A 26889-nucleotide genomic window follows, 5' to 3' on the forward strand; every position below is an offset into this window, starting at 1 on the left:
ACGGCTCCCGTTCGGCGGCGGAGCCCCCGTGCTCGGACAGCGGGGCAGCGGTCCCGGCGCTGGTCGGCGGTCCCGCTGCCCCGACCGCGCCGGTGGCCGCCGAGGTGGCGATCTGCACCCCGGCATTGATCAATGACCCCAGCACCTGGGTGTTGAGAACCTGTCCGAGGAAGCTCGTGATCGACGACATCACGATCTGTCCCAGTTTCAGCACACCCACCAGTGGATCGGTCTGTGCGCTGGCGTTGCGAGGGTCGGCGGCCTCTTCCAGGCGCTTGGAGATGGAGGCGTTGCCGTCGAAGTACACATCGGCCAGTCGCTTGCCCTTGATGTCCTTGTCGGCGAACGCCGCTGTGCCGCTGGCAACGGTGTTCGCCGTTGCCGCCGCGAGCGTGGCGGCCACCCCGAACGGGTCGCGCGTGAAATCCAGCGAGGACTGCCCGGCAATCGCCAGCCCTGCTCGCGCCAGAGAAATCGACTTCGGCGCCGAGCACGCCAGATCTCCCCCCGCACACCATTGAGCTACCCGGCCATCGAGCGTGCCGAAGCTGGCAGCGATGTCGCGCTCCGGCCCGATCCCCTGACCTGCCGGCGCGGTGTACATGTCGGGGAACTTCGTCGCGCTCGGCTGTCTGTGCTGGTCGATGCCCGGCCACGTAGCCGGACCGACCTGACCGGGACGGCCCGGGAACAACGGTGCGTCGGCCGCACGGGTCGGGTCACCGAAGGTCACCACCAACGCCACACTGTCAGCGTTCACCTGCCCGGCTTTGCCCGCCGCGACCTGTTGCGCCCACATCGACACCGCCTGACCGCCCTGCCCGTACCCAAGAGCGATCAATTTGGTGCTCGGGCACTGGTAGACCACCCGGGCAGCTACCTGCGCCGTGCGCTGATAGGCGTCCAGCACCGAGGACTTGTAGGCGGCCGACAATCCCTGAGTGCCGCCATCGGCCGGATAGGGAATGTAAGTGCGTTCGACCGAGTAGCCCTCGCTCTGCGCTGCATTCAGCACCGGCACAACCACCCCCGCCAGCTCGCCGGTATCCATCTCAGTGGGAGCGTCGATCGCCGATCGTCCGCTGCCCTCCACCGCCAGTACATGGATGTCCGGGCAAGCCTGCGCTCGATCCTCGGCACCGGCGGCCGCCACCGACAGCGTCGACGTCAGCAGCCCCGCCGTCAGCACCCCGGCGACCGCGCGCAGCCGCGCCGCAGCGGTCACCGCGGCACCTCGGGAGAGCCGATCAATGCAGCCAGACGCGACTCCCGCCAGTTCTTGAACCCTGGGGCCCGGCACCACTCCACCGCCGGGTTGTCGTCCACGACCACCTCGACGCTGACCGACACCTCGGCCGCAATCCCGGCGGTGGTCAACACGGTGGCATCGACGCGGTCATCGGAGACCCGCAGCCCCAGGCGCACGGTGTCGAGCCCGGCTTCGCGCCGCGCCTGCCCGGCCAGATACACCGCCTTCTCTGCGGCCGAGGTCGAAGCACTGGCGGGATCACCACCCCGATACAAGCGGTCGTCGGGATGAAACCTGCTGTACCACAACGCTTCACCCTCGACATCGCACACCGCGAATCGCTCGTAGTCGTCATCGCCCGCCGCCCACAGCACGATCTGCGGGGCATCGGCGGCCGTGGCCGCCAGCTGCTCGGCGCGCTGCTCGGTCGTGGCCTCGCGAAGCTGCTCGTAGTCGATGCCGAGCTGGTGCCGCAGTTGGGCTTTGAATTTCGGGAACAGGGTCCGGCTGGTGAGGTCGTGGGCTTTGGCCCACCGGTAGATGTCGCCGTGGCTGCTCATGCGCGCCAGCTCGTCGGCGTGCTCGGCCACCGCGTTGGTGACGAGATCCCATTCTTCGGACATCGGTTGTGCTCCTTGCTCGGTCAGGCTTTGTCATCGATGCGGACGATGGTGTAGACGCCGTGGTCCTCGGTGACGGTGATCTTCAGCAGCCACAGCACCGGCTCCTGCCCGGGGCCGGGCAGGTAGCGCACGGCGGTCTCGAACGCTCCCCCGCCGGTGTCGGTGATCGACACGCACCACGGCGCGCCAACCGGAACCGCCGCGATGCCCTGGGCCAGCTGCGGCTCGGCCGGTAGGCCGGGCCCGCGGTCAGTGACATCCAACGCCACACGCGCGTCACGGGCGACGAAGAAGGCATGCTCGTAGGCCGCGATGACTCCCGGCCCCGACGCGCGGTCTCCGGCGGAGTTCGTGATGATCGTCGCGCCGACCATGCCAGGCGAGCAGAACGGCGGGGCCCCTGCCGGTGTCCTCGACGACGCGGCCGCCGCGACGGTGGTGAGGACCGCATACGGGCGGGCGCGCTCGCCGCGCGGCTGCCCACCCATGCTCGTGATCACCAGCGTCGCGATCACCGCGCCAACTGCTGCCAACAGCACGGCCCCGACCACGAGACCTCGCCGACGGCCGGAGTTCTCCGTTGCGGCAGGACCGCTGTGAGTGCCGCGGATTTGCTGAGCGCGCCCACCGCGTCGCCGGGCTACGGCAGGCTCGGCAGCCGCGCGGCTGATGGCCGGATCCTCCAGCCAGCGCCGCCACAGCTCATCCGCAGCACTCATCAGCTCTTCTCACCCGGCCGGCGCTGCTTCCGGCGCAGGCTCAGGCGCTGCAGCTTGCTCATCGAGCTTGCCGCCCAGCGCGCCACCGGCACCGCCACCCACCAGGGCACCGAGCAACAGCCCGGCCACAGAAGCAGGCAGGCCAACGACCACGACGCCGATCATGCAGCCCACGATTCCGCCGATCGTGGCACCCAACGGCGCGCCCACTCCCCCGGCCAGGGTGCCCAGCGCCGCGCCGCCCAGACCGCCGACAGCCAACCCGGCGAGGCATCCGCCGAGCGCGGGCAGCGGTGTGGCCAGCACACCCCCGGTGTAGGCACCGACGAATCCGGCGGCTATCGCCGCAGCGGCCGCATGGTCAGACGCCTCGTGTGGATAGCCGGCCAGATCGAACGCGTACGCAGTCCACCACTCGGCGGAATCAGCGGCGGCCTGCGCGTCGTGCACCAGGTTGTCCGGGATGAAGTCCGGGGCAACGACGGTGGCGGTGCCGAAGCGAATCAGCCGCGGATTGACCACCGGCTCCAATTCCGCCGGTTCGGATGGCGCTTCCTGCGGCGCTGGCTCCTCCGGACCGGGCTCGGGCGCCGGGGCGGGCTGAGGCTTCGGCGGTGCAACCGGGACCGGATGCTCCTGCAGTTGTGGGCGCGGCCGCGGCGGTGGCGCAAGTGGCAGATCCTGCACCGGAATCGTCTGCGGAACCTGCGGAGCGGCCTGCGGTGACGGCGTCGCGCGCGGAGCCTGTGGTGACGGCGACGCGGGTTCGGCCGACGCGGTGCCCGCGACGACCACGCAGACACCGGTCATCACCGCCACCGCGGCCAGCGCCAGTCTGTGTCTGATCATGAATCCTCTTCTCATCACTCGGTGCGGGAGTCGTGTCATCGGGTTCGGAAGGCCAGAAAGCGTGCGGCCGCGCCCTCGTGCAGCACCCAGAACGTGCCGGTGTGCATCCGGCGCACATACTGCGGCGGAATCGCGAAGGTCTGTTGCGCGCGAGCGGAATTCAACGAGAAACCGTGCGGGTCCCCCGCCGCCTCGAGCTGCCAGCGCGAACCCGCGGCCTCGGTCACCGTGTCCGGCAGCGCGGAGCGGCCCAGGAAGATCGCCACACCAGCACCGAGCAGCCTTCGTTGCAACTGTCCATTGAGCGAGAAGCCCTCGATGGACTGACCGGCCAGCAGCAACCCCACATTGGCCGCCCGCGCGGTTTCCAGGATCTTGGCTGCCTCTTCGGCGGCGTCGGTGTCGTCCTCCACCATCTGCGGGAACTCATCGACCACCACCAGCAGCGGCTGCGCGGTCGCCGGATCGGTCGCCGAGCGCGCCCGCGCCACCAGATGGTCACGCAGGTCCCGCAACATCAGGTTGGCCAGCATCCGCTCCGACGGCAGCACCGGCGACAACGACACGATCGTCGCAGACCCCGGTGGCAACTTCGAAAACGACCACCCCGCACCGGTCTTCGGCAGATACTCCCGCAGTGGTGCGAACATTGCATCGACCTTTTGCAGTACGTCCTGGCACTGGGACATGCCATGGCGATCCTCGGCGTTGATCGGGCCCGCGAGTTTGGCGCCCAGGTGCTTGACCGGATCGCTCAGCCGCTCGATCAGCTCGTCCAGCGACCGCACCAGCGGTCGGGTGCCGCGTCCGTCGATCACGATGTCCAGCACCCGGTGCATGCGCTGGGTGTAATAGTCGGTGCTGGTGGTCTTGGGACTGATGAACATCAACCGCTCCAGCAACTGGTCGCGGGTGCAGTCGAAGAAGTCCCAGCCGCCGCGCTCGACCCGCACATCCGTGCACCCGCCCAGGTAATCCCGTTGAGCCCGCGCGTCTTCGCCGAACCGCCGAGCGTCAGCCGCCTGGCCTTTGAGGTCGATCAGCACGCATGTCATGCCCACCCGGTTGGCCACCGCGTGAAACGCCGCGATCAACTCGGTCTTCCCCGTCCCGGAACCGGCGATGATCAGCGCCCGCATCTGCCCTGCCACCTGCGGCACCAGCAGCAATTCGCAGTCCGGCGCGGTGAAATGCGCGCTGCGTTCGAAGTCGGTGAGCCGATCCTCCGGCATCAACACCCCGATGCCGTAGCGAATCGAGTCCCCCACCGCGACCGGCACCGGCGCGGTGAGCTGTAGTCCGGGATCGACCACGCGCAGCTCGACAGTGTGCTCGTGCAGGCTGACGCCCACCGACCGCGCCGTCAGCTCGTCATCGGCCCGGCGCACCGCGTCGGCGACCTGCGCGGTCGCCAACACATCGTCGGTGCGTCCCTCGAGGACCTGCTGGCGCAACATTCGCCGCGCCCACACGAACACTCCAGGAGCCGCGCTCAACCCAGCGATCAGTGACAGCACCGCGGGCGCAGCCAGGGAATCGAATCTGCCCTCGCGCACGAGCACCAACGCCCATGCCACCGACCCGAACACCGCCGCTACACCAGCCAACGCGCTCCACGGCATCCACCAACGCTCGGGAGTGAGAAACAGCCACCACCGGCGATGGCGCGCAGCGGCATAGCCACGTAGCCCCGCCTGCCACGCCAGGCCGACCACCGCCAGCCCTGGAATCGTGACGGCTGTGACCGCCGCCGCGACCATCAACGCAACGATCTCCCCGTACTGCTGATTACCCGCCGCAGGACTTTGTCGAGGCACTTCATCCTCCTTCCACTGCCGCACAAGAACTTCCGCAGCGCGTGCCGACTTCCGGTCTGCACGGCCATCCGGGATCAATCGCATCCAGACCGCCGCCGGCGGACGCGCACGGCGGCTGGCCGCTGCCAGGCTGGCCAGCCGACAGCACGCACACCGCGATCGCCGCGACCGTGATCAATGCCGAAACGCTCGCGATCAGCTGCGGAATCGCACGCCTCACAGGTCTGGCCATCACCGATCCTTGGGGACCGGCGACACGGAAGGTCGCTGACCGCGGTCTGTGTCTGCGATACCGGTAGACGATGCGCCGCGTCGATGACGTCGACGCAGCTGTTCTCGTGCCCACGAAACGAGGCCGTCACCGCATGCCGCGCTCGCCGCGGACACGTCCGGATACAGCACGCCGTGCGCAAGCACCGGAACATATATCGCTGCCCCGACCTCGATCCCGGCAGCAGTCAACTGCTGGTGCAGCGCACCCGCCGCCACCGTCGCTCGCGCCGCGACCGCGGGATGCCCAACCACGATCAGCACGGCGGACTCCGCGTCGCGTGCCGCCGCCACGACTGCGGCGGCATCAATACGCTCGACACTCCAGTGCTCAGCGGACACGATGGCGTCGCCTCCCAACAGCACCGTTACCAAGCCGTCGCCAGCTGCTGCGAGCCTTCGCGCCGCCGCCAGCACCTGCGGCAGCGAAGCGGGTTCCGCCATCACCCGCGCCGCTCTACCAATGGCGGGTGAGCTATTCGCGCCGGATATTGCAGGGCGGGCACCACCGCGCTGCATGCAGGCGTTGTCCGGTCAACGGAGCGCCGCCACGATCCGCTCCACGGTGAGTAGCAGCGACCAGCGAAGTGAGTTACCTCCGCAGGCATCCCCTGCGTGCCTGTAGACGCCGAGTGAACCTGTGACACGGGCACCTCCGCAACGTGGAACGGGAGGCATGCGACACTCCCCCTGGGTTTGCTGTCAGGGCCGAAGACTGCGGATGTTCCTCAATCTCCACGCCAACCTGCCCACCACTGTAGGCGAATCCAAAGCGAATTTCGAGGGTGGTATCCCCGCGTGGATGACGCGGCTACTGGCGCTTATCGGGACTTGGCGTGTCCGGAACCCCGTCCTGATCTGGTTTCTCTTCGTCGCGGGGCATATCTTTGGTTGCCATCTGGGTATGATCCTCCCCATGGCGGAAGCGAATTCTGAGCGATTCGGTCAGATTGTGAAGAATCGACGTTTGAAACTCGGGCTAACCCAAGACCAGGTCCATGAGCTCGGCGGCCCATCGGACAGACGCCAGACCTTCATCGAGACCAACACGGGCCCACGTCCCAGTATCACCACGCTGGCGAAGCTGGATAGACCGCTCCGATGGGAACCGGGTAGCGCCGTGAGGACTTGGAACGGCGGTGACCCGCGGGAGGCCGCCTACGAATCGCTCGATGTTGAGCTTTTGAAAGATCTGGAGGGCGCGCTGGACCGGCACGAGGTCTACAGGCTTGCAGCCCGCAGACTGCGCCTCGGGCCTGAGGGGTCGCAGATCGATGCCGGCGCGGTCAACCTCCTACTGCACCTTCTCACCGATTTGCTGAACTCGCTCACCGATGTACTGAACTCGCCACCGACTCAGAGCGAGGGGCGAAGCCGGGCGAAACCGACGAGTTGAGCTATCGGCCGCCCAGACCTGCCAAGCGTTTTACATCGGTGGACGCGAACAACGATCGAGCCGGTTTCCAATATCGCGTCAGTAGGTCCAGCTCCGGGACGCTGTAGTGACCGAGCATCGGTTCTCCAGCCATGCGCACACCGCCGATCGCACGCAGCCGCCAAGACGCGGCGGCCAGTTCCACAACGCAGCGAAACGCCTCTTGGTCGTCTTCGTCCGGCAATTTTGCCTCGATTGTTCGGTCGATGCTTTCGGGCAGCGGCGCCGCGTATCTGCCGACTATTGCTGCGGCGTCCAAAATTTCGACTCGCCGTCGGTGCAGGAGTTCGGCGCGCGGCGCCCCCCGTCGATCGGTGCGACTGAGGGTCAGCACAACCCCAGGCACTGCGCCGGTCAGGTCGCGCCACACCGGATCCAGACGCCGCAGCTCCCGGGAATCGGCGTCTACATGGAGTAACTGCGCCACCGCTCGGACCACAGACGGGACCAAGCCCGCGCAGCCGAGCGCTACCCACAGCAGCATGGGCTCACCCGACGCAACCAGACGTGCACAGTCACTGAGGGCGTTGTCGTAGCCTGCCCAGCTCGTGACAGCGCCAGCCGCCGTCACCATCGTGGCGATCGTGTCGGCGCACATCAGCAAGAACACGATTATGACCGCGACCGCTTCTCGCTGCGTCGGCGATCGTTTACGCAGGGTTCTGACCGGCTGGACAGCGCACAGGCAGAACGACACCAGCAACACCGCACAACCGACGAAGTATGCACCGTAGCGCCACCGTTCAGCATCCAGAATAGAAGTGCCGGTCGAACGTGCGGGTTGGCTCAGGACGAGCAGACCGATGCCAACCAGACAGCACAGCCCTACTGCCAGTCTGAGCGACCGCCTGCCTTTTGCCGCCCCGCGACCCCACAGCGACAAGAGTCCGACGACCAGCGCGATCACAATCAGCAACAGGAAGTGCCACATGTCGAACAACGTGGCGAGGCCACCAGGGACAATGCCATCGACCCAGGCGGCGACCGCCGGCTCACGTAACAGCATGCTTGCCGTCGCGCACAACACAATCCAGTTGATCAGCCGCTGCACAGCAGTCGAGCGGACCAGCACCACGCGCACCACCGCGACGACCACTATGAACGTCAGCGCCGCGATGGTGAGCCAGGCCGGAAATCTATCGTGCTCCCACATCTCAGAATGCCTGCAGCTCCGCACCTTTCCGCCGGAGGCCATCCCCGCCGACCCGGGTTACGAGCATGGTCGCCAACAGTTCAGCTTCGTACTCGTCGCGGTCACTGTAGCTACTTGCACCACGAGCCTTCCTGACTGTCGACGCGTCGGCATCCGAGCAACCGTCGAAATCCACACCGGCCAGCAGCGCCGCCAGCTCGGCCGGCGTGCTGTCTCTGCCGTGACCGAGCAACATGTGGGCGCCTTCATGCGCCGCCACATGCCGCGCCATCGTCGGCACCTGCCAGGGGCGATACAGAACGACATCGTCCACCGAGCGGGCCAGCCACAATCCGCACAACTCGACCGGGAAATACTCCGGCAACGGTAGATGAACGATCTCACGCCCGCGGACCTGCTCCAGGCGAGCAAAGAACTGCTCCACCGTCCAATCCGTCGGCAGTTCGAGATCATCGACGATCGACTCGAATCGCGAACGCCTCGACCGTCCTCGCCACAACTGAACAGGCAACTTAGCCTCCCCTTCTAGTCACGTCCCACTCCCGATCGTGGCTGCACGACATTCCCCGATGCATCCACTGGTCGGTCGATCTGCACGTATTTCATTCGGAATGGGTACGCACTGCTTCGGCGCCGTTCGCGTACGGGCGCGAACAACGAGGCCGACAATCTGCCGGTGGGCCTCCTGGTTCATGCAGGTAGTCGGCAACGTCGCGGTCTCTCAATTGTCGTCGGCGCCGTGCGCGACCAACGGCGCGCTGGTGCGGATCTCTTCGTAAGTGCCAGGCACTGTCAGCTCTGACTTGAGCATGGCGTGTAGCGCGGTCTCTTCATCAGCATGGCAGCGAAGGCCGATGTAGCCGTCAGGGCGGACCACGCACAACGTGTCTGCGCCGGAACTGCCATAAATGTCGAAGACATCGTCGCTGTCGGCGATGACGGCGCAAGGGGGCGCGGCCGCGGCGACCTCCGATGAGGTGATAACCACGACCTTAACGCGTTCGCCGTAGTGTCGAACGCTCTGTGCAACAGACGTCGCCAGCGTGGATCGCTGCCGCTGCAATATCAGCAGCGTGTAGCCAGGGTGGCGCAACTGGTCGTGCAACCGCAGCGTCGGTGTAATGGCCACATCAGGAGCGCGATCCCCCGCTCTCAGGCCTCCCAGCGGAGCGAGGACGGGCGGCACGGCGATGTCATCTCGGTAGTTATACGACACACCTGAAATCTGTGCGGCCGCTTTGTGCTTGAAGCCGGGCGCTCGTACGATCGCGCGCCGGGCGGCGATGGAATCGCCGTGGGCCATCATGAAGCTGTGCAGCATGTGGGTGCCATCGATCACCTGTTTGGCGATCGGTCTGCGCTCCAGCTCATAGGTATCCAGCAACGACTCCGGTGCCTCACCTGTGGCGACGTGCGCGAGCTTGTAGCCGAGATTGAACGCGTCCTGAATGGCCGCGTTCATGCCCTGTCCACCGGCGGGTGAATGAACATGGGCGGCATCGCCGCAGAGGAAGACCCTGCCGACCCGGTAGTCGCTGCTCATGCGCCGCCAGATCTCGAAGACGGTAGTCCACTCGGGATCGCCCAACAGTACTGTGCCACCGAAGTGCTTATCCACGACTCGCTGAAATTCTTCGCGCGCGGCCTTCGGGTCGGGTTCGGTCCTCTCCGCAGGCCTGGTATCTGAAATCAGCACCCGGTAGTTCTTGGGGAGCTGCGCAGTGAGCAGCATATCGTCTTCGTGGATGTCGTAGCGGATATCTGTGTCTTCGGAAGGAAGGCCGTACACCGGGACATCCATCATCCTCATGCTTCCGATGTACTCGTCGCCTTCGAAACTCAGGCCGAGTAGAGTGCGGACGGTGCTACGCACTCCGTCACATCCCACCAGCCAGTCAGGATGGACGATCTCTACAATCTCACGGCCTTCGGAATCAGTGTGGATCAAAGTCGCGGTGATGCGGCCATCATCGTCGGTCCTGAGTGAACAGAGTTCGGTGCCCCACTCCACGATCACACCGAGAGAAGCGAGTTCGTCACGGAGCACGCCTTCCAAGCGGTCCTGCTCCAGGATAAGAATGCCGGGAAATCGCTCACTCAATTGCTCGAAAGCCAGTCGCTCCGTCTCCGCTTCTCCCCGGAAGTGGGATACCATACCGCCGCTCCAGATGCCCAACTCCAGCAGGCGAGCGACGATCCCCGCCCTGTCGTACCCTTCCAGAGTACGGATTTGGACTGTGAATGATCTCGATCTTTTTGAAGGACTGCGTCTTTTGTCGATGACACGGCATGGCACGCCGCGGCGCTGCAACTCGTGGGCAAGAGTCAGACCCGTGGGGCCGGCACCGATGATGAGAATCGGGTCAACAGAGGTTCGAGACATGGAACTCCTTCGTGCCATGCCGGATCGCCCGGCGACAACGGTATGCATAACCGAGATCAGATGTGCTCCGTGATGCCCTCAGATGTCGCCCTCCAGCGAGAGTCTGATTGCTGACCGCATGACTCTCACATGCCCGCTGATAGGCGCGGAATAGGGAGCTACCCGAAAACTACCTACTCATCGTCGTCTGATCTGCGCCGGGCGTGGCAGGACTGCCTGTAGTTTGCCCGATTTCAGGCGTCGGCCCCGCCATAGACGCATACACCACCGGCTGCGACCTTCGCCTGGAGGCGTGAGCGCAGCCGGACGACTTGCCGCAGGCAGCTCGGCCGCGCTGTCCGACCGCCTACGAGGTTGTCTTTCCCACAGGTGACGATCTCGTCGCCTATCTCCGTTGCGCGACAAAGGCGTGGGTTCCACCACTAGGTAGTCGTCACAGCGCACTGCCGCCGGGCGGCGGTGCAGCGCTGGTTTGCCGGTTGCCTACGGTGGCGCTAGTTCTGAGAGTCCTCACGGCGTGCTTTGAACAGTTCGCGGCGTGCCGCTTCGACCTTGGAAATCTCGCTCAATGGTATCTTTGCTTCGATTTCCCGCCGGGTCGATATACCCAAATTCTCAAGAATCGTGGACATTTGATTGTCGATCGTCCGCGAGGCGCGGCCGCGGCTGCGGGCGATCTCCGCATTGGTGTAGCCGGCAGCGGCCATGATTGCGGCCTGCCGCTGGAGGTGCGTGAGGCCGTACCAAGAGGATTTCGCGACATCGGCACGCAGAGTGTCGATAGTCAGTGTTCCCAAGGCGAGACGATGCACGCTGTAATCGTCCAGACGGAGTCGGCGGCCCTCGTTCTCCGCTTCCCGGTACGCCGCAGGGCCGAGCACCCGCTTGGCGATCTCGATAGCCTTGCTGGACTCCTTCGCGAAGCTGCCCATTGCGGCGATTTTGATGCCCAGTCGGCCCCGCAGCTCACCGACACCACCTGCTAGATATGCTATTTCTGTCGCCGTCGCGGCCGCCGTGGTGTGCTCGAGGTTGTCGGAGGTGATTTTGGCGGCCATCGCCCAGATCAGCAGCTCGATCGCCCATGTCGCGCCCCACTGATCGCGGATAGAAACCTGATAATCCAGCGCATGACGCAGGACTTGCACCGCTTCTGTGGGATCACCGTGTTTGGTGAGGGTGATTGCCCAGCTCAACTCGGCCCACGACGTCGCCCACGCTGCACCGGACGCCCGCGCAAGTGAAAGGCACCGCCCTGCCCACTCATAGGCCTGGTCGGCAGTCCCGAGAAGAGCGGCCGCGAATCCGGCGAACATCCCGGCCATCATCTCAGCGCCGCCGTGACCGAGCCGTTGGAACTTGTCACGGGCCCGCCCGAGAACGCAGACGGCTCGTGGGTCTTGTTCCCCCATGAAAAGAAGAGTGCCCCAAGCAAGTTCGAGCCCTGCTGGGAGGCCGACATCGGATGCGGGTGCTGATCGCCAGTCAATGCCGACCATGTCGGGGTTGTGGGTGGTGACGGCCTCCTCGAGCATGAGCTTGGCATCGGCGGAGCGGCCCTGGCGCACAGCGAGCCAAGTGAGCGCGGACAGTGCCTCGATTTCGAGGTCGGTGGGCCGCGGAGTCAACGAGCGCGTAGCGGCAAGGCAGCGTTCGGTGACATCATGGATATTCCGCATCGACCCTCGAACAAAGGGAATCCTGAGCTCTATGAGTCCGAGGCAGATTTCCAGACCAGCAGATGCCTCCCCCGTAGTGTTGAGGCTGGTCTCGATAGCCGTAAAGATGTTGTCCCAAGCAGCCCTGGCCCAGTCCACGATGTCGCGTTCGGCCGTGCTGAACCAATGAGTCGCGCCGTTGGCAACCTTGTCCCGGTAGTAGTGGAGGTGTCGAAGAGCCAATCGTGACCGCTCGTCGACGCCTCCGCTGGAACGTTGGCGAAGTCGTTCCCACGCGTACAGTCGCAAGCTCTCCAGCAGGGAGTATCTGACGGAAGTCGTGGTGATGTGGATTGTGACGAGCGACTGATCGGCCAGGCCATCGAGAAGTTCTTCGATCTCGTCCGCGAGGAGCGTAGCTTCGTCTGCGTCGACACCAGAATCGTCACAGCAGACGGCCGTGATCGCTTCCAGGTCAGCTCCTACATCTGGGTCGTTGGCCGTTCCGTCTTCTGGATTCGCGTCGTAGCCTGCAGCGAAGACCGACAGCCGATCGAAAAGCAATTTCTCCTTGGCACTACACAGGTCGTAAGACCACTCGATGACGTCGCGAACCCTCTGATGGCGCTGATCGCCCGCCACTGACCAGCGCATCCGCCTGTCGTTCTCCCCCTGGCCGGTGAGATCAGCAAGGATCAACTTCAACGGCTGCCGTGGCAGCCGCGCGGCTGCCAGCTGAATGTAGAGAGGGTGATGGTGGACGTGGCGGCAGATGTCGGCCGCGATCGCTTCTTCGTGCTCACCGGAAATGGGGCGGCCGATCTGTGCCGCGCGCTGCCGAAACAATGCGACCGCCTGGTCCCTGGCCAATGGCGGTACCACGATCAGGTGCTCATCGATCAAACCGATCGGACCACGGCTTGTCGTCATGACGACCAGCTCAGGTACGGCCTCCAACAGCTCAACGACCATCGCCTGGACACCGGTCAACACATGTTCGCAATTGTCGAGGACCAGGACGACCCGACCGCCGTCTGCGGAGTCGACTTGAGACAATGTGTCGGTCAGCGCCTCCCATTCCGAGCGTCCCGAGAAGTCGGCCTTGACGACGGCTGACGCGGTCTCTCGCTCAACCGCCAGTGCATCCGAATCTTTGGACAGCCGCGCCAGGCGCACCCAATGCACTGTCGCACGGCCGACCTCGTCCTTGAACTGGCGGATAGCCTCGGTCGCCAACCGAGTCTTCCCGATGCCGCCAGGCCCAGCCAGGGTGATCAACCGACTCGAACCACTCGACAGAAGATCGCTGATCTGATCCAACTCCGGCCCACGGCCGACGAAAAAACTGTGCGTCGGCGCCGGTACGTCGCTAACCCTCCCCTTGTCCACATTCGGCACTATAGCGACTCCTCGATGCTCGATAGACCAGCATATTGCGGCGTTTTGCAGAGCGCATCAGCGGCTCGGAGGTGACCGAAGGCCGAATCGCTCCGATGCGGCGTGCAGCGGAAACAGCGTCAGCCGACCAGGGCGACCAGGTGTAGATCCCGCACGCTCCGAAGCCACTCAATCGGCATGCCGACTCTGCAGGGTGTCGACGATGTTAGGCAGTACAGGCGTGGATCAGATGCGGCCCTGAGTTGGTTGGGCGAGCACTTAGTCGCCAGCCATAGGTAGCCAACAGCTCTGACGCGGAACGATCCTCGACGTGGCGGTAACCCAAAGACAGTAGGAGGGAGCGAATTTCCTCTGCGGTGAAGAAGGTGCGCCAGGGTTCACCTGCGGCAGCGACTAGCCGTGCGCGATTATGCAACTGGGCGCTGGTGGGATCGCCTGGCGCGGAGTCGAGCGGATAGAAGTAGTCGAACACCAGCTGTGCAGGTCCGCTGGCTATGTAGCGGAGGGTGTCGACTACCGCTGGTCGGGTCAGGTACACGGCGACGCCGAGCCAGACGAACAGCGTGCTCCGCGTCCGATCGAGACCCGCTTGCGCCAGCGCTCCTGCCAGCGTGTCTTGCTCGAAATCGACCGGCACGAAGGTGAGCGACGCCGGTATCGGGATCCCGGCGTGGCCCAGCCGCGTCCGTTTGTACTCTTGGGTGACAGGGTCATCGACCTCGTAGAATCGCACGCCAGTGCTCGATTGCCGATACGCGGTGGTGTCCAGTCCAGCGCCGAGGATCACCACCTGATCGGTGCCGCCCGCGATGGCTTCCGCCACCGTGCAATCGGCGAATCGGGACCGCGCTGCTATGAACAGTCTCCGTGAGCGAACGAGATCATCGGATTGCTGTTGGTCGAATTCAGCAGAGCTCGATGCGGGGTCCAGAATTCGCACAGCCAGCGGATCGGTGAAAATACGGGGCTCGTCGGCCACTTGGTGCGTGGCTCTCGCGCGAGCTACAAACATCGCGGTTCTGCTCGGTTGCCCAGTCTGCATCCCTGTCACCCCTCTTCTCGTCGCTGACTTTGCGGTTTGTCCGCTGTGACCCGCTGGATCGGTGTGGAGCGGTCGGCTCGATCGGTAGCGTCGTGGCCCTCCCGGGCACTGCGGCGAGCAGTTCCGGCTGCCATTCCCTCGACGGGTCGAACCCTGCGGCAACGAATGCCTCAGCGAATCGCCTTGGCGCACTTCTCATACGGCAACACTTCCCGGCACACGCGTCGGATCGGCGATCGGCTGCGGCAGGCGGCGAGGAGCGAAGCGGACCGGTAACGACACCAGCGCCCGATGGAAGGGGCCCGGCCTCCATTCCAACTCCTCCGCCGGCACGGCCAAATCCATCTCCGGAATGGCGTCGAGTATGTGGTCGATCGCGTCTTCGACGACCTGGTAGGCCAAGGTTCTGGCGGGGCATGCGTGTGGACCGGCGCTCCACGCCAGATGTGACCGATTTCCAGTTCGGTCCCCGCCACAGATTTTCGGGTCGTTGTTGCATGCGGCGAGGCTGATGACGACCGGTTGGTGAGCAGGCAACCAAACTCCGTCGATCAAGACCGGCTGCCTTGGATAGGTCACGCAAAAGTTCGCCATTGGCGGATCGGTGAACAAGACCTCGTCGAGCGCGTCGCGAGTCGACAGGCTCCCGCCCAGGAGCCCGCCACCGAACCGATCGTCAATAAGCATCAGCCGCAGCGTGTTGCTGATCAGATTGCCCTGCGCCTCAACACCTGCGGCGAGGAAGCTGGTCAATTGTGCGCATACCTCCTCGTCGTCGAGGCCAGTGCTGTGCTGCACCAATCGCGTGGCGATGTCGTCTCCAGGCACACGCCGCTTATGCGCGATCAGCTGCATCAGTGCATCCGTGACCATGCCCATGCCTCGGCTCGGATCCACCGCCCCGCCCCGCCCCGCACCGACCGCGTCGAAGCGGGCGGCCATGCCCATCGCGATCTGCTGTCCCAGCTCCGGGGGACATCCGATCATCTGATTCAGGACATCAGTGACAATTGGGAATGCGTACTGGTGGACCAGATCCGCTGTGCCCTTCTCGCAGAACTCCCTGATCAGCGGAGCGGCGAGCTGTTCGACCGTGGAGTGCAGGGCATACAGATCGACCGCCTCGATGCTCACCTTCGACGCCAGCCGAAGGCGCGTGTGCGCGGGACCGGTGTTGTTCCGCGCAGCTGGAACCCACCGCATCATGGGCAAAACGGGACAGTCTTCGGGTACGAACCTTTCCCAAGTTCGTGGATCTGCCGGGAAATGTTCAGGATCGTGGAGAATTCGAAGCGCCGTGTCATATCCGAGCACGAGTGTCGCCGGCACACCCGGTGCCAACTCGATCGGCGCCAGTGACCCGTGTTTGTCGCGCATTTCCTTATAGAACTTGGCAGGATCAGCGGAGAATTCGCGCGTGTAGAGCGAGAATCGAGGACCATCCATCTCACCAGGAAGTCCATGAGGAACAGGGCAACGCCCGGCGGCAGGTCGGTGCGGCTCCGGCATCATCAAGAAGGTGACTCCAGTCGCATAGCGGCGCCCCGCGCGGGTACGTCGCTGTACTTGTTAGTCCGCACGGAAAAGCGCAGTAGGGCTCGCTTTCAGTAGGTCAGTCCTTCTTCCTGCGTCGGAATACGCACAGGCGTGTGGACCGGCGAGCAAGACGCTTTCATAGGCGCTGGTGCCGCTGGAATAGAGAACTACCCGAAACCTACCTACTCATCCGGCGCGCCGTTGCGAGGGCACAAACTGACCGCTCCACCCGCAGGTAGGGGCGATGCGGCCGCACCGCGGCGCATGGCGGCGCAGCGGAAGTAGGTAGCTACCCGAAATCTGACTACCCATTCGCGGGGCCACCGGCGTGTGCCTGTTCGGCCCGTCCGAAGATCATCGGCCAACTCAGAGCCGACGGAGTCGGGAAGATCCCGGCGGTCGGAGCCTATGAGATGCGGGCATGATTCCGTCTCGTGCAGCACCCGACAGGTCTTTCCACGCAACCGCGCCCTCGGTGAGTGCCGAGACATGTACGCGTGCAGCGACCCGAACTCCGGCGCTGGTCAAGCGCTCACCGACCGCGTCACAGGCACGGATGATGGCTCCGGCAACCCGCATTGAACCGACCACGATGAGCACGGCGTGATCAGTGCCCAGCACTGACGTGATCGCATCCATCATGGTGGTGATCGTCGCGTCGATCTGCCCATGCAGGATGGCGGCGACCTCGTTTCCGCGCATGAGGACCACCACTAGGCCGTCGCCAGCGCGCCGGACGCTGCGCGCGGCATCGAGCGCTTCCAGCAGAGCGTTTGTCGCCGCGTCACCCTCGCCGGGCATCACTGGCCTCCCCGAGCGCACCGGCCCTCGATTGCTGGGCAGGGGATTCGATGTTGGCGCTGGCGAGGTGTTCCCATCGTGCATCCCGTTGCGAGGTCGCCAGTTGGCCAGCCGACAGAATCGGTAGTGGGACACGCGGAATTTCGAAGGCGCCGACAAGAAGTGGCAGCTTTGGTCCCAGCACCGACCTGCAGCGTGTCAATTCGGCATTGACGTCGATCAGCGCCGCCCGGTCAGCGGAGACCTGCCCGTATGCAGCGTGCCAGAACCCATGCGCCTTGACTTTCTCCAAGGCCCACACTGCCGCGAGATCGCCGACCAGTTCGCGTGCCGGCGGATGGCTGATCTGCTCGGCCGCCGCTGCCAAGCATTCGGCTGCCAGCCGATTCCAGCTCGCATCCGACATCTGTACAGCCAGAGACTCGAATTCGATCGTTCCGAAGGCACCAACACGGCTCCCGCGGATCGCAGTGGCGAGGGCCTGCTCCCGTTCGCGAAGAAATTCATGCCACCAGGGCAACGTGGCCGGTGCTTCCCAAGCGGTGAGCGCCGTGATGTCCATCTCCCCCGGCGCGCTGCCGACCGAGACTTCCCGCGTTAGTTGCCCAGCCGCGACCGCGAGATCCAGATTCCGGCCCCCCGCGTTACGTATTTCCTCCGCCAAACCGGCCCAGTCAGAAAGGTGCTTGACCGCCGCCGTTCCGAAAGAGTGCAGCCGACAAACCGCTAATACACAGCGGCAGATCTCCGAAAGCTGCGCCTTGGCCAGCATCGCCCACAGCTTCGAGGCCTGTTCCGCGTCGATCCCGGCACCGACCCGGTCGCGCGCCTCCACACCTAGGGCGGTCGCCACGTAGATCGCCGCTACCGCGGACACCACATCATAGCGGGGCGCGTCTGCTTCGAGTGCGTGGTCGACCAGCATCGCCACGGCCGCGCGAGCGCTGGCCACAGAGGCATTCGCCAGATCCACGCGCGCGTCTTGCAAGGTGGTGCCACTGCTGATGTGGAACTCCGCGCTCACCGTGGGCAGCAGACGGGGTGCTGCGACCGCCACCCACTCGCACAGTGCCCCGCGCAGCCACGGGTCCGCTGAGATCATCTCTGCCGAACCACCGAGTGCGCCCACGAGACGCCACACGAGGCGCGGGTAGGCAAGGCTTGACCTTGGGGGATCACCAAGCGCCACGACCGCATCGCGCACCGTCATATGGAGCAGGTACTCATCGCCAAAAATAAGTTGTCGCAGCGCGTTTGAGATTCGCTCGTCGGTCGGGTCCGGCGCTGCGGGAGGTTCGGCTGCGGTGGGGACGGTGATGGTCATAAGACGTCCTTCTGTCCGGGAGTGAATATGCGATCGGCGCCGAGTTCCTTGTCGCCTGCGGTTACCAGACCGGGGTGGTGGCTCGTGGCATCACAGGCTCGACATGCCTACGAATCGAACGGCGCAGCGCGGGGCCAGAGGGATCTCCGCGATCGACGACGCCCTACACGATCGTCGGCCAAACGGCCTGGTCGTGCTCGGCCCGGCGATCCGCTAACCCGTTCGCCGCAGAGATCGTTGCCAACTGGGGTCACAACCCGCACCTCGGCCGGATGCTGTCGGCTCCGCATGGCCGGTCCACCGCACCACCCCACTCGAGTTCCTCGGGTACCCGGCCTTCGATCCCGTGCAGCCATTGACGTACTTCGTCAGTGCTCGGGGCAGCGCCTTCTCGAAACCGCAATCCATACCTGGACTCCAGCCACTGCGCTCCGCATATCACCGAGAGGCCTGGTCTGCTTCGGGACGACCGTCTTCCACCACTAGCGTGACCGCCGGTGAGGATGTTCTGGTCAAGCCGGTGCCCCATCGCGGCGCGGGCGCCGTCACACCGATCGCGGCGTTTACGCTCAACGACGCCGCCGCCAGCGCAACGAGAATCAGAAGATTCGAAGACATTCTCAGCTCCGATTCGCGAGGAGGAACTGAATCGCGCCAGGCAAGCCAAGCACTGCCGCAGCAATGTGATCGCCGGGCACCGTGACGTCGGTGACGGGCACCCCCGCATCGCTCCATCGCGCAAGAGTGCGCGCGAAGGCGTCACGGGCGATGAGCGGGTCGTCGGCACCATGCCACGCGTAGATCGGCACGCGGGGCACCTCCGACTCGAACTCCAGACTGTTTGCGCGCAGCACCGCTGCGGTTTGCGGGCTGTCCCACAGCGACAGATCAGTGGCCAGCGGGGCGACCGAGCGTCCGGCACCCAGGGCCAGAATTTGGTCGGTGCACGCGTTCTGCATTTGCGTGGCGAGTTGCAGCCCCTCCGGAGTCATTCTGCTGGTGATAGGCAGTCGATCCCCGTACTCACGCTCGAGGCCCAGCGCCGCGGCCATCGCCAGGCCGAACGCCGGGTGGGCGTTCATACCCAGGTTCCATGCGATCTCTTGCAGGTTTGCCGGGACGCCGCCGATCGCGGCGCTGACGATGGGCAGCTCCGGGGCGTAACTGCTGGCGAGTACTGCAGCCCACGCAACTGCCATCCCCCCGCCGGAATAGCCAACCATCGAGACCGGTGACGACGACACCGTCAGCGCCTGGTGGCGCTGGGCAGCCCGAATCGCATCAAGAGTGATCTGCCCACCAAGCCGCGCGGCGCCGTAGGCGCTTCGCGGTCCGAGGTGATCGGGAATGATCACCGTCATTCCCATTCCGAGCGGCACATTCAACGCCCGAGCGATCGCCAGATTCGGATCCAAGTTCCACAACGCCCGTGATGGCGCGCAGTTCAAGCCCAAGGCGTTGACAGTGTGACCGAAGACCATCAGCGGTGCGTTGGCTACCCGCCACGGTGGGCTGAAAACCGTTGCAACAGCCGGAATCGCCTGCCCGAGGCTATCGGTGGAGACGTATTGAATCTGCCGGACTTCGATCGTCGGCAGGAAGCCGGCCGGAACCGGCATCCCGCGGACCTTGAGCACATCGCCAGGTGCATACTCCGCCAAACTTGCTGGGGCGGAGTAGAAGTCATCGGGAATCGTGGCGGGCATCAGAACTGGCGGACCCGCCGCCGCCGGAGCCGCGATGAGTGCAGCACCGATACCTAGCGTGCAGGCGGCGGTTAGCGCGAGAAGTGGACGCACGGAATGGTTTTCCTCACGGTTGGCGGCAACACAGTGCAGCCGTCTGGGCCTATGCGCCGCAGGGTGATTGCTAGAGAAGGCGGAGCCGCCCATGGTCGGCGGCTCTGAACGCACGCGGCCTTCGCAGGACCCGGGCACTGCCCGAGCTCGGGTTCTGCGAAGGCCTGCAGAAGCGACAGGTTGACCGGGGTCGTCGACCCGAGTGAACTCAGCTCAGATCGGGACACCGAAGCTGCGCAGGATATTGATGCCGTTGCCCACCAGGTAGGAGAAGTTCGCCAGCGTCGACGATCCCGTGCTGAGCAGGCTGAGAATGCCGGACAGGGCGGCCATGGATGTAGTCCTTTCGATCAGGTGACGTGATGCGCGCTGTGCGCATCACCGGCGAGGGATGAGGCCGGTCGAACACAACACCGTGAACGTCTCCTAACAGGACGCCTACCCCTCAAAGGCGAATCTAAAGCGAATAATCGGCTCTTGTCAAAGGTCCTGTTCGCCGCTTGGGCGCCGATCCTTCGCTCGGTTGAGGATCTGGTGAGTTCCGCGCATGACTAGCAAATCAGCTTCAATCGCCGAGTTCGGTCGTTAGCGGTGGAGTGCGCGTTCGTCCACAGGGTGTTGATGACGCTCGGATCTAGCATTAACCGCCTGGTGGAGACCAGCGTTCAGCACTCCGCGCGTCAGAACTCTCCGAGTTCCCGGCACCGAGCTGCCCCTGGCCGTCCCGCTCAGCGCCCGAAGTTCGCCTCTCCGCAATATTTCAGCACGCCGTAGCATCTTCGGCGAGTCGCCCGGTGAATCCGCATCGGATTCGCGAACGACGCCACACCCTGACGTGGACCATCCTCATCGATCGCAGGTTCGAGCGAACGGCCCCCGACCTGCGCATCGGCGTGTTGCGTCCGCTTGAGCGGCAGATATCGGCGCCAGTCCAGCTTCGCAGCGGCTTCCAAGGTGGATTTGCGTGACCCCTTTGACAGAAGCGAATTATTCGCTTTAGATGCTCCGTGTCGGCTTCGGAGGTCCACCTTGCAGCCCGAGTGGGGGTCAAGTGAACGGAGAGGGCTGGGACCAGGCCAAGTAGTACGTGTGCGGGTTCGGCTTCCAGGTGCCTACTCGCCCAGCAGGAGAGACGATGAGAGCACCGATGACGGAACATGATGCCAGCCGCAGCGGGAACGCCGAAAAGCTGGCGGCGCTTGACGAATCCATCGGCCGCGTTCGCGCGGGAGGCGACGCTGCCCGTAGCTACAACGGCGACCCTGCCGGAAGTCATACGTTCGGAATGCCATCCGAGTCTGTGAGCGAACTGTTCGTCGGTCTGTACAGCGCCGAGCCTTCGCGGTCAGATGTGCCGGAGGCATTGGCGCCTCACTTCGCGTTTCCAGAAGGGCCAGACGAGGCGCCGATCGCCGCCTTGCACTGTTCTGTGACCTCCATCAACCCGCGAGGACGTCTGTCGGCGAAGTCCCTGCTCGGCCTGCTCGGTTGGGGGCCAGGACAGCGCTTCGTATTCGAAGTGGACCAGACCTTGGTCAAGGTTCGCCGCTCAGGTGTCGGCTGGGTGTTGGGAAACGATGGATTCCTTGTGCTTCCTGCAGACGTCCGCAACAGGAGCAATATCAATGCAGGTGATCGGATACTGATGGCGGCATCCCTCCAGCACGATCTTCTTGTCGTGTATCCGCCCAAAGCACTGACCGCCGCCTTGTGGGCCTGCTATCCGAACCTCTGGGGGAAGGCGTCGTGAAGGAGGCAGATGCCGCTGCGTTGCTGGAGAAGATCTCGCAGCTAGTCGGAAACGGTGCCGCGACCCCCGCTGTCGAAGTACCGACGTTTGGCGAGTACATCCCGCGCGTGACCGACGCTGTGACAGCGTTGCAGCGAGAGTCGTACGGTACCTACTGGAAGATCGTCCTACGCGAGTGGAAAGATCGCCGACTGGACGAGCTGGAGCCAGCTGAGATCGTCGGCTTGATGAACCGACATACCGCGAATGCGGTTGTGCGCTCGAATTGGCGAGGAGGCGTCGGTGCGGCGCGGAACCTTCTGCATGCCATTCGGTGCGTCTACCGGTTCGCCGAGATGGAGGATCTAATCAGGCCTTCGATGAATCCGGCTGCCAAGGCACCGATGCCCCGCAAAATGGAGAGCAGTCGGCACGGTCTCACCCCCGAGCAGGTAGCCGATCTTGGTCGAATCGCTACGCAGACCGGCAACGACGTCGAACTGGATGCGTTGATTTTGCGTCTGCACATCGAGACGGCGTGCCGACGGGACGCTGTGCTGCGACTACGTATCGATGAACTGAGCATCGATGACAGCACTGCCCTACTGCATCACAAGGGCGGTGTCGATGCATGGCATCCGATCAGTCCGCCCCTGATGCACAGACTGCATGAGCATTTCGAGCGTCGAGGAGGAAGCGACGCTGCAGCTGGGCACCGAGTGCTCCGGACTCGCAGTGGGCACCGAATCACCGATCGCCGCTACGACAACCTGCACGACCGGTTTCACCGGCACCTTCCCTGGGCGGAAGCTAAAGGTGTGACTGTGCACTGGCTGCGCCACACGACCCTTACCTTCGTCGAGCGGGAGTTCGGCGAGGCAGTTGCACGTCGTTACGCGGCCCATCGCGACCCTGGTACCACTGCGACGCCGACCTACACGAAGGCGTCGATCATCGAGTGTGCCGAAGCTTTGGTCGCTGTCACCGGGCAACCGCATCCACTTGCCCGAAGCGTTCGGCACCCATTGGCTTCTCGTGGTGAAGAGGCGAAAGGCTTCGATAAAGGGGTACTGTGACTGCATGCACACGAAAAGTGTGCAGAAATGGGACAATTCGGGTGTCCGAGTCCCCCTCCGGACATTCAATGACACGGTTCTGTGGCAGATTTGCCACAGAACCGTGTATTTTTTGGCCTTTAACCAGGGTCCGGACCCGTTTTCGGCGGCAGAATTGCCGCGCGGTGGTGTCATTGAACGGCTCGGACACGACCCCGGTGTCGCTGTGACCGACACGAAGGATCCGCCGCCGTGGCTGCGCGCGGGCCTGTATCCGTTCCCCGTGACAGAGCATGTCCGACCGGATCACATTCAGCCCGATGACCTGGGTAGAAGTCGTCACGGCGGATCTGCCTTGAAGATCTTGACCGTGCTGTGGCGAACATCGGATGATGGACACCTGACAGTGGTGATGGTCCCCGCGAGCCGTGAAGTCCTTCCGGTTCGAGCTGGGTCGGTCGACCACCCCGGTCCAGTGCAGTCGGCGCTGGTGCCGTCCCCGAGCGTCTTCCAGCCAATCAGCCCTGCCGTTCGCGGGCACCGTCCCTTCACCTCGTGTTGAGGAGCACCGTGAGTTTCGACGAAGTCCCCATCACACCACCCCCGCTCCCCCACCAGCCGCCGGTACTCGACCACAGCGCCGGCGATACCGGCCGCTCACCGGCTGGTTCTCCCCGGCTCGATGAGTACATCGCCCGGGTGCGTACGAAGGTCCCGCCGAAGACGCTGAGGAGCTACGACTCGGCATGGCGTGCGATCAGTCAGGTATGGGGCGACCGAGTGTTGAGCGAGCCGACGACCAGGGAGATAGAAGAGCTGATGGATGCGCATCAGATCCGTTCTCGCGCTCGCGCCAATTCCCGTGGCGGAGAGTCAGCCGCGGAGAATCTGCTGTCGGCGTTACGGCACGTCTACAAGCACGCAGTACGTGACAGGATCATCGATCCCTCCAGCAATCCCGCGGCGGCAGCAAGGCTTCCAGGTCGACGCGCGGGCAAAGGCGATGTTCTGACCAGCGAGCAGGTGCGGGAAGTTCATCGTGTTGCTTCTTCCACCGGTGATGACCCCGAGCTGGACGAACTGATCGTCATGCTGCACATCCAAACCGCGAGTGACCGGCAACCTGTCATCGATCTGGCGCTTCACGACCTCGACCGCGACAACTGCCTGGTGCGGCTACGGACGCGCGGCGGAGGGTTTCACTGGCATCCGGTCTCGCCCCGTCTCATGGCCGCGCTGGGAAGGCATGTCGAACGTCGCGGAGGAGTGAACGCTACACATCGCGTACTGCGTAAACGCAACGGACGCCCGATCAGCTACAGGCGCTACGACGGGTTGTGGAAGCGAGTCCGCGAGAACCTACCGTGGGCAAAGGAATTGGAGGTCACCACCTACTCGATCACGGAGACCGTGCGTGTGCACGTGCGCCAGTTGTTCGGGGAGACGGTCGAGCGGGTCTATATCGGCCAGCAGCACGACGACACCGCTGTGCTGACCCACCTGCGTGGTGATGTCATCGAAGCACTCATGACGATCACCGGCGAACCCCACCCACTCGCCAGAACCAAACGGTCCCAGGGCTCACCGGGTCGGTGAACGAAGTTGCTCGCAGGTGAGCGGGGTATGGGGGTGGTCCGCCCTGGATGAACAGCTCAAACAGACCGACAAGCTCATCGAGAGCCGATTCCACCGCCACCGCGCCGCCGACATCCCGCCGATCATGCTCGGCACCGAATTGCTCTCCGCCGCTGGCGACTCAGTGGCCCGCCTGTTCCACCCCGCATGTTCTGGGCAGCGGTCTGCACAATGGTGCGCCACGGTCGCCGCAACTCCCAAAACGAGGTGGTAGGAGCCGACGGGCAGCGGCAGCGAGCGGCGCAATGTGAACAGCGCGAATAGTTCTCCGAGACGGTGCGCGCCGTGCCCGCCGACGCGTAACGGGTGCGCAAATACGCCGAGATCGCCTTCGTGAAGTGGACGACCGTCCACCTCGCCCACTCGGTGGACTCGCGTCTGAGCAAGCTCCGACGATGGATGCGCCAAACGACAGTGACTGTCTGGCCGTGTCTCGAGTGGTGACCGCGGCGCTGCTGGAGCACGGGCTTGCGGCGAGGACGGCAACAGTCGCGGGTTGGGCAGATCCAAGCGCCACGATCGTCCGGTTCTTTCACCAAGTCAATGTGGCGAGGTCTCCGGCAACTGGTTGGTCGACCAGATCCAACTGAACACCGAACATCGTGACCACCCTGGCGGTGACCCGACGAGCCGAGCTGACCAAGGTTCATTGGGCCGGGCTCGAAACCGCTGCTGACGTGCCCGGCCAAGCGGCCGACCCTCCCGGTACAGCAGACGCCAGCTCATCAACGGCATCCGCTGGCGCATCCGGGTCGGCGCACCCAGGCGTGACATCCCGCTGCTATAGATCCTGGCGAGCGATCTACGCGCTGTCTCCGGCGCTGGGCTCGCACTCGACCGAGGGCTGCACACCTCGCGCATCACCACTGGACGGGGTGATGGAAGATCCGGACCGCGCGGCCTGGTGAGCCGGGTGGGCGGCGGCGTGGTCAAGGCTGTAGATCGTGAAGAGGATCGGCGCCGGCGCTGAGACCGCCGAGGAGTGTGTCGACGAGGGGGCGGACCTGGGCAGGGTCGAGGCTTCTCGGGTGAGTACCACCCTGGAATGCATTGCAGAGCAGCTTTTCGAGGGCGAGGCGGGGATCGGTGCCAGTGAGGAGCTCCCCTCGTTCTAGTCGCACTAACCGGGTGCGGCGGCGCCTCACAGGTCTTGTCGATGGCGTCTCCGGTCGACTCGAACAAGGTTTGCTACCAGGAAACTACCTTTCAGCGAATCGATCGGTGGCCGAATGGCGCCAATAGGCGTTCGACGTCGGCGCTGAGTGTTGTCTCTACCCTGTCGTTCTGGCTGCGAGCCTGCGATGGTGTCCCCCGGCCGGGGCGCCGATGTCAACGGTATGAGCCGTACCGCCGACTCGAATGCGGCTGATCGTCGTCGGCCGGAAGGACGAACGACCACATCATCGGCCATCGCGACTCGGGACCTTCGTCTCTCGCGGACTCCCCACGCACCCACCAGACTGGAAAACGGACGGCTGTATCCGACCCGAGCAGGGGTTATCGACAATGCCTGACGACACCGTGGTGATCGATCGCGCTGGTCTGGACCGTCTCGTGGACGTGCTGCGCGAGCAGGGGTACCGCGTCATCGGCCCGCAGGTCCGCGGTAGCGCGATCGTCCTGGACGAACTGGACTCCGGCCGGCAGCTGCCCGCCGGATGGGGCGTGGAGACCGCGCCCGGCCGGTACCGGCTGCACCGCCGCGACGACGCGGCGGTGTTCGCCCACTCCGCCGGTCCCGGATCCTGGAAGCAGTTCCTACATCCGCCGCGCCGCAAGATCGGGCAGTTCGGACCGGATCTCGAGCTGGAACCCGTCGAAGAAACGCCGGTCCGCTCCGCGTTCCTCGGCGTCCGCGGCTGCGACCTCACCTCGATCGCGATACTCGGGCACGTGCTCGGCGACGGCTCCCACCCGGACGCGTCGTTCACCGCTCGCCGGAAGGATCTGTTCGTGGTCGCGGTGAACTGCACCGAGCCCGGAGGCGTGTGCTTCTGCGCGTCGATGGGCACGGGACCCGGTGTGTCGGCCGGATACGACCTCGCCCTGACCGAGCGCATCGACGCCGAAGGCCACCGATTCCTCGTCGACGTGGGCAGCACGGACGGCGCGCACGTCCTCGCGGAGCTCACCGCTCGTCCGGCCGACGAGCAAGAGATCACGAACGCCCGCGCGGCAGTGTCCGCGGCGACCGGCCGGATGGGGCGCGCCATGCCCGAGGTCGACATCCGCGCACTGCTGCGCGACTCTCGGGAATCCTCGCACTGGCAGGATGTCGCCGCCCGCTGCTTCACCTGCGGCAACTGCACGATGGTGTGTCCCACCTGCTTCTGCACCAGCACCGAGGACGTCACCGACCTCACCGGCGACCATGCCGAACGCTGGGAGCACTGGTCGTCGTGCTTCGAACCGGA

Annotated in this window: 20 protein-coding genes; 5 read left to right on the forward strand and 15 right to left on the reverse strand. The window is 64.7% G+C overall.

Annotation, left to right across the window (positions count from 1 at the left end; translation table 11 throughout):
• The 6 genes from ACWEO7_RS32615 to ACWEO7_RS32640 form a co-directional block, all read right to left on the reverse strand.
• A partial coding sequence (locus tag ACWEO7_RS32615) for a cutinase family protein (protein ID WP_452428945.1) occupies positions 1-1225 on the reverse strand: 1225 nt, incomplete at its 3' end.
• A complete protein-coding gene (locus ACWEO7_RS32620) occupies positions 1222-1872 on the reverse strand; it encodes a hypothetical protein (RefSeq protein WP_452428947.1) in 651 nt (216 codons plus the stop codon). The genes ACWEO7_RS32620 and ACWEO7_RS32615, both read right to left, overlap by 4 nt.
• A gap of 20 nt (positions 1873-1892) precedes the next feature.
• Positions 1893-2591 carry a hypothetical protein gene (locus ACWEO7_RS32625; protein ID WP_452428949.1) on the reverse strand — a complete coding sequence of 233 codons (699 nt, stop codon included), beginning with the start codon at positions 2589-2591 and terminating at the stop codon, positions 1893-1895.
• Between the two features lie 9 nt (positions 2592-2600).
• Positions 2601-3440, reverse strand: a complete 840-nt coding sequence (locus ACWEO7_RS32630) for a hypothetical protein (RefSeq protein ID WP_452428950.1) — start codon at positions 3438-3440, stop codon at positions 2601-2603.
• A gap of 35 nt (positions 3441-3475) precedes the next feature.
• On the reverse strand, positions 3476-5257 hold the full coding sequence (locus ACWEO7_RS32635; RefSeq protein WP_452428952.1) for a hypothetical protein: 1782 nt from the start codon (positions 5255-5257) through the stop codon (positions 3476-3478).
• Between the two features lie 231 nt (positions 5258-5488).
• Positions 5489-5944: a hypothetical protein gene (locus ACWEO7_RS32640; protein ID WP_452428953.1), complete on the reverse strand. Its 456-nt coding sequence runs from the start codon at positions 5942-5944 to the stop codon at positions 5489-5491.
• Between the two features lie 304 nt (positions 5945-6248).
• Between ACWEO7_RS32640 and ACWEO7_RS32645 the strand changes: the two genes are divergently transcribed.
• Positions 6249-6923, forward strand: a complete 675-nt coding sequence (locus tag ACWEO7_RS32645; protein ID WP_452428955.1) for a hypothetical protein — start codon at positions 6249-6251, stop codon at positions 6921-6923.
• A 1-nt stretch (position 6924) separates the two neighbouring features.
• Here ACWEO7_RS32645 and ACWEO7_RS32650 read toward each other — a convergent pair whose 3' ends face one another.
• From ACWEO7_RS32650 to ACWEO7_RS32690, 9 genes are all read right to left on the reverse strand, one after another.
• On the reverse strand, positions 6925-8115 hold the full coding sequence (locus ACWEO7_RS32650) for a DUF6545 domain-containing protein (RefSeq protein WP_452428956.1): 1191 nt from the start codon (positions 8113-8115) through the stop codon (positions 6925-6927).
• 1 nt (position 8116) lies between these two features.
• Positions 8117-8539 (reverse strand): hypothetical protein, encoded by a 423-nt coding sequence (locus tag ACWEO7_RS32655; protein WP_452428958.1) that lies wholly within the window; start codon positions 8537-8539, stop codon positions 8117-8119.
• A gap of 297 nt (positions 8540-8836) precedes the next feature.
• Positions 8837-10498, reverse strand: coding sequence for an FAD-dependent monooxygenase (locus ACWEO7_RS32660; RefSeq protein WP_452428960.1), 1662 nt, complete (start codon positions 10496-10498; stop codon positions 8837-8839).
• A 494-nt stretch (positions 10499-10992) separates the two neighbouring features.
• On the reverse strand, positions 10993-13554 hold the full coding sequence (locus tag ACWEO7_RS32665; RefSeq protein ID WP_452428961.1) for an ATP-binding protein: 2562 nt from the start codon (positions 13552-13554) through the stop codon (positions 10993-10995).
• Positions 13555-13759: 205 nt separating this feature from the next.
• Entirely contained in the window at positions 13760-14596 is an 837-nt protein-coding gene (locus ACWEO7_RS32670; protein WP_452428963.1) for a class I SAM-dependent methyltransferase, read from the reverse strand.
• A gap of 195 nt (positions 14597-14791) precedes the next feature.
• Positions 14792-16042: a cytochrome P450 gene (locus ACWEO7_RS32675; protein WP_452428965.1), complete on the reverse strand. Its 1251-nt coding sequence runs from the start codon at positions 16040-16042 to the stop codon at positions 14792-14794.
• 456 nt (positions 16043-16498) lie between these two features.
• Complete coding sequence (locus ACWEO7_RS32680; RefSeq protein WP_452428967.1) at positions 16499-16933, reverse strand: hypothetical protein; 435 nt, start codon at positions 16931-16933, stop codon at positions 16499-16501.
• Positions 16917-18257, reverse strand: coding sequence for a hypothetical protein (locus ACWEO7_RS32685; protein WP_452428969.1), 1341 nt, complete (start codon positions 18255-18257; stop codon positions 16917-16919). The genes ACWEO7_RS32680 and ACWEO7_RS32685 overlap by 17 nt, the downstream gene beginning before the upstream one ends.
• Before the next feature lie 620 nt (positions 18258-18877).
• A complete protein-coding gene (locus ACWEO7_RS32690) occupies positions 18878-19963 on the reverse strand; it encodes a lipase family protein (protein WP_452428971.1) in 1086 nt (361 codons plus the stop codon).
• 1240 nt (positions 19964-21203) lie between these two features.
• On the opposite strand from ACWEO7_RS32690, the gene ACWEO7_RS32695 reads away from it, so the two are divergent.
• The 4 genes from ACWEO7_RS32695 to ACWEO7_RS32710 form a co-directional block, all read left to right on the forward strand.
• A complete protein-coding gene (locus tag ACWEO7_RS32695; RefSeq protein WP_452428972.1) occupies positions 21204-21806 on the forward strand; it encodes a hypothetical protein in 603 nt (200 codons plus the stop codon).
• Complete coding sequence (locus tag ACWEO7_RS32700; protein WP_452428973.1) at positions 21803-22861, forward strand: tyrosine-type recombinase/integrase; 1059 nt, start codon at positions 21803-21805, stop codon at positions 22859-22861. Before ACWEO7_RS32695 ends, ACWEO7_RS32700 begins: the two co-directional genes overlap by 4 nt.
• A 549-nt stretch (positions 22862-23410) precedes the next feature.
• A complete protein-coding gene (locus ACWEO7_RS32705; protein ID WP_452428975.1) occupies positions 23411-24436 on the forward strand; it encodes a site-specific integrase in 1026 nt (341 codons plus the stop codon).
• A 1545-nt stretch (positions 24437-25981) separates the two neighbouring features.
• Positions 25982-26889 (forward strand): 4Fe-4S dicluster domain-containing protein (locus tag ACWEO7_RS32710; RefSeq protein WP_452428976.1); only part of this gene is annotated, 908 nt, incomplete at its 3' end.

It is taken from the genome of Nocardia sp. NPDC004260 (assembly GCF_053603155.1).

What these genes read in the sequence shown, in the direction of transcription:
- ACWEO7_RS32685 (WP_452428969.1), bottom strand. Translation starts at nt 18,257, where the DNA reads ATGACCATCACCGTCCCCACCGCAGCCGAACCTCCCGCAGCGCCGGAC.
- ACWEO7_RS32680 (WP_452428967.1), bottom strand. Translation starts at nt 16,933, where the DNA reads ATGCCCGGCGAGGGTGACGCGGCGACAAACGCTCTGCTGGAAGCGCTC.
- ACWEO7_RS32695 (WP_452428972.1), top strand. Translation starts at nt 21,204, where the DNA reads ATGACGGAACATGATGCCAGCCGCAGCGGGAACGCCGAAAAGCTGGCG.
- ACWEO7_RS32620 (WP_452428947.1), bottom strand. Translation starts at nt 1,872, where the DNA reads ATGTCCGAAGAATGGGATCTCGTCACCAACGCGGTGGCCGAGCACGCC.
- ACWEO7_RS32650 (WP_452428956.1), bottom strand. Translation starts at nt 8,115, where the DNA reads ATGTGGGAGCACGATAGATTTCCGGCCTGGCTCACCATCGCGGCGCTG.
- ACWEO7_RS32690 (WP_452428971.1), bottom strand. Translation starts at nt 19,963, where the DNA reads ATGCCCGCCACGATTCCCGATGACTTCTACTCCGCCCCAGCAAGTTTG.
- ACWEO7_RS32660 (WP_452428960.1), bottom strand. Translation starts at nt 10,498, where the DNA reads ATGTCTCGAACCTCTGTTGACCCGATTCTCATCATCGGTGCCGGCCCC.
- ACWEO7_RS32625 (WP_452428949.1), bottom strand. Translation starts at nt 2,591, where the DNA reads ATGAGTGCTGCGGATGAGCTGTGGCGGCGCTGGCTGGAGGATCCGGCC.
- ACWEO7_RS32645 (WP_452428955.1), top strand. Translation starts at nt 6,249, where the DNA reads ATGTTCCTCAATCTCCACGCCAACCTGCCCACCACTGTAGGCGAATCC.
- ACWEO7_RS32670 (WP_452428963.1), bottom strand. Translation starts at nt 14,596, where the DNA reads ATGCAGACTGGGCAACCGAGCAGAACCGCGATGTTTGTAGCTCGCGCG.
- ACWEO7_RS32630 (WP_452428950.1), bottom strand. Translation starts at nt 3,440, where the DNA reads ATGATCAGACACAGACTGGCGCTGGCCGCGGTGGCGGTGATGACCGGT.
- ACWEO7_RS32675 (WP_452428965.1), bottom strand. Translation starts at nt 16,042, where the DNA reads ATGGATGGTCCTCGATTCTCGCTCTACACGCGCGAATTCTCCGCTGAT.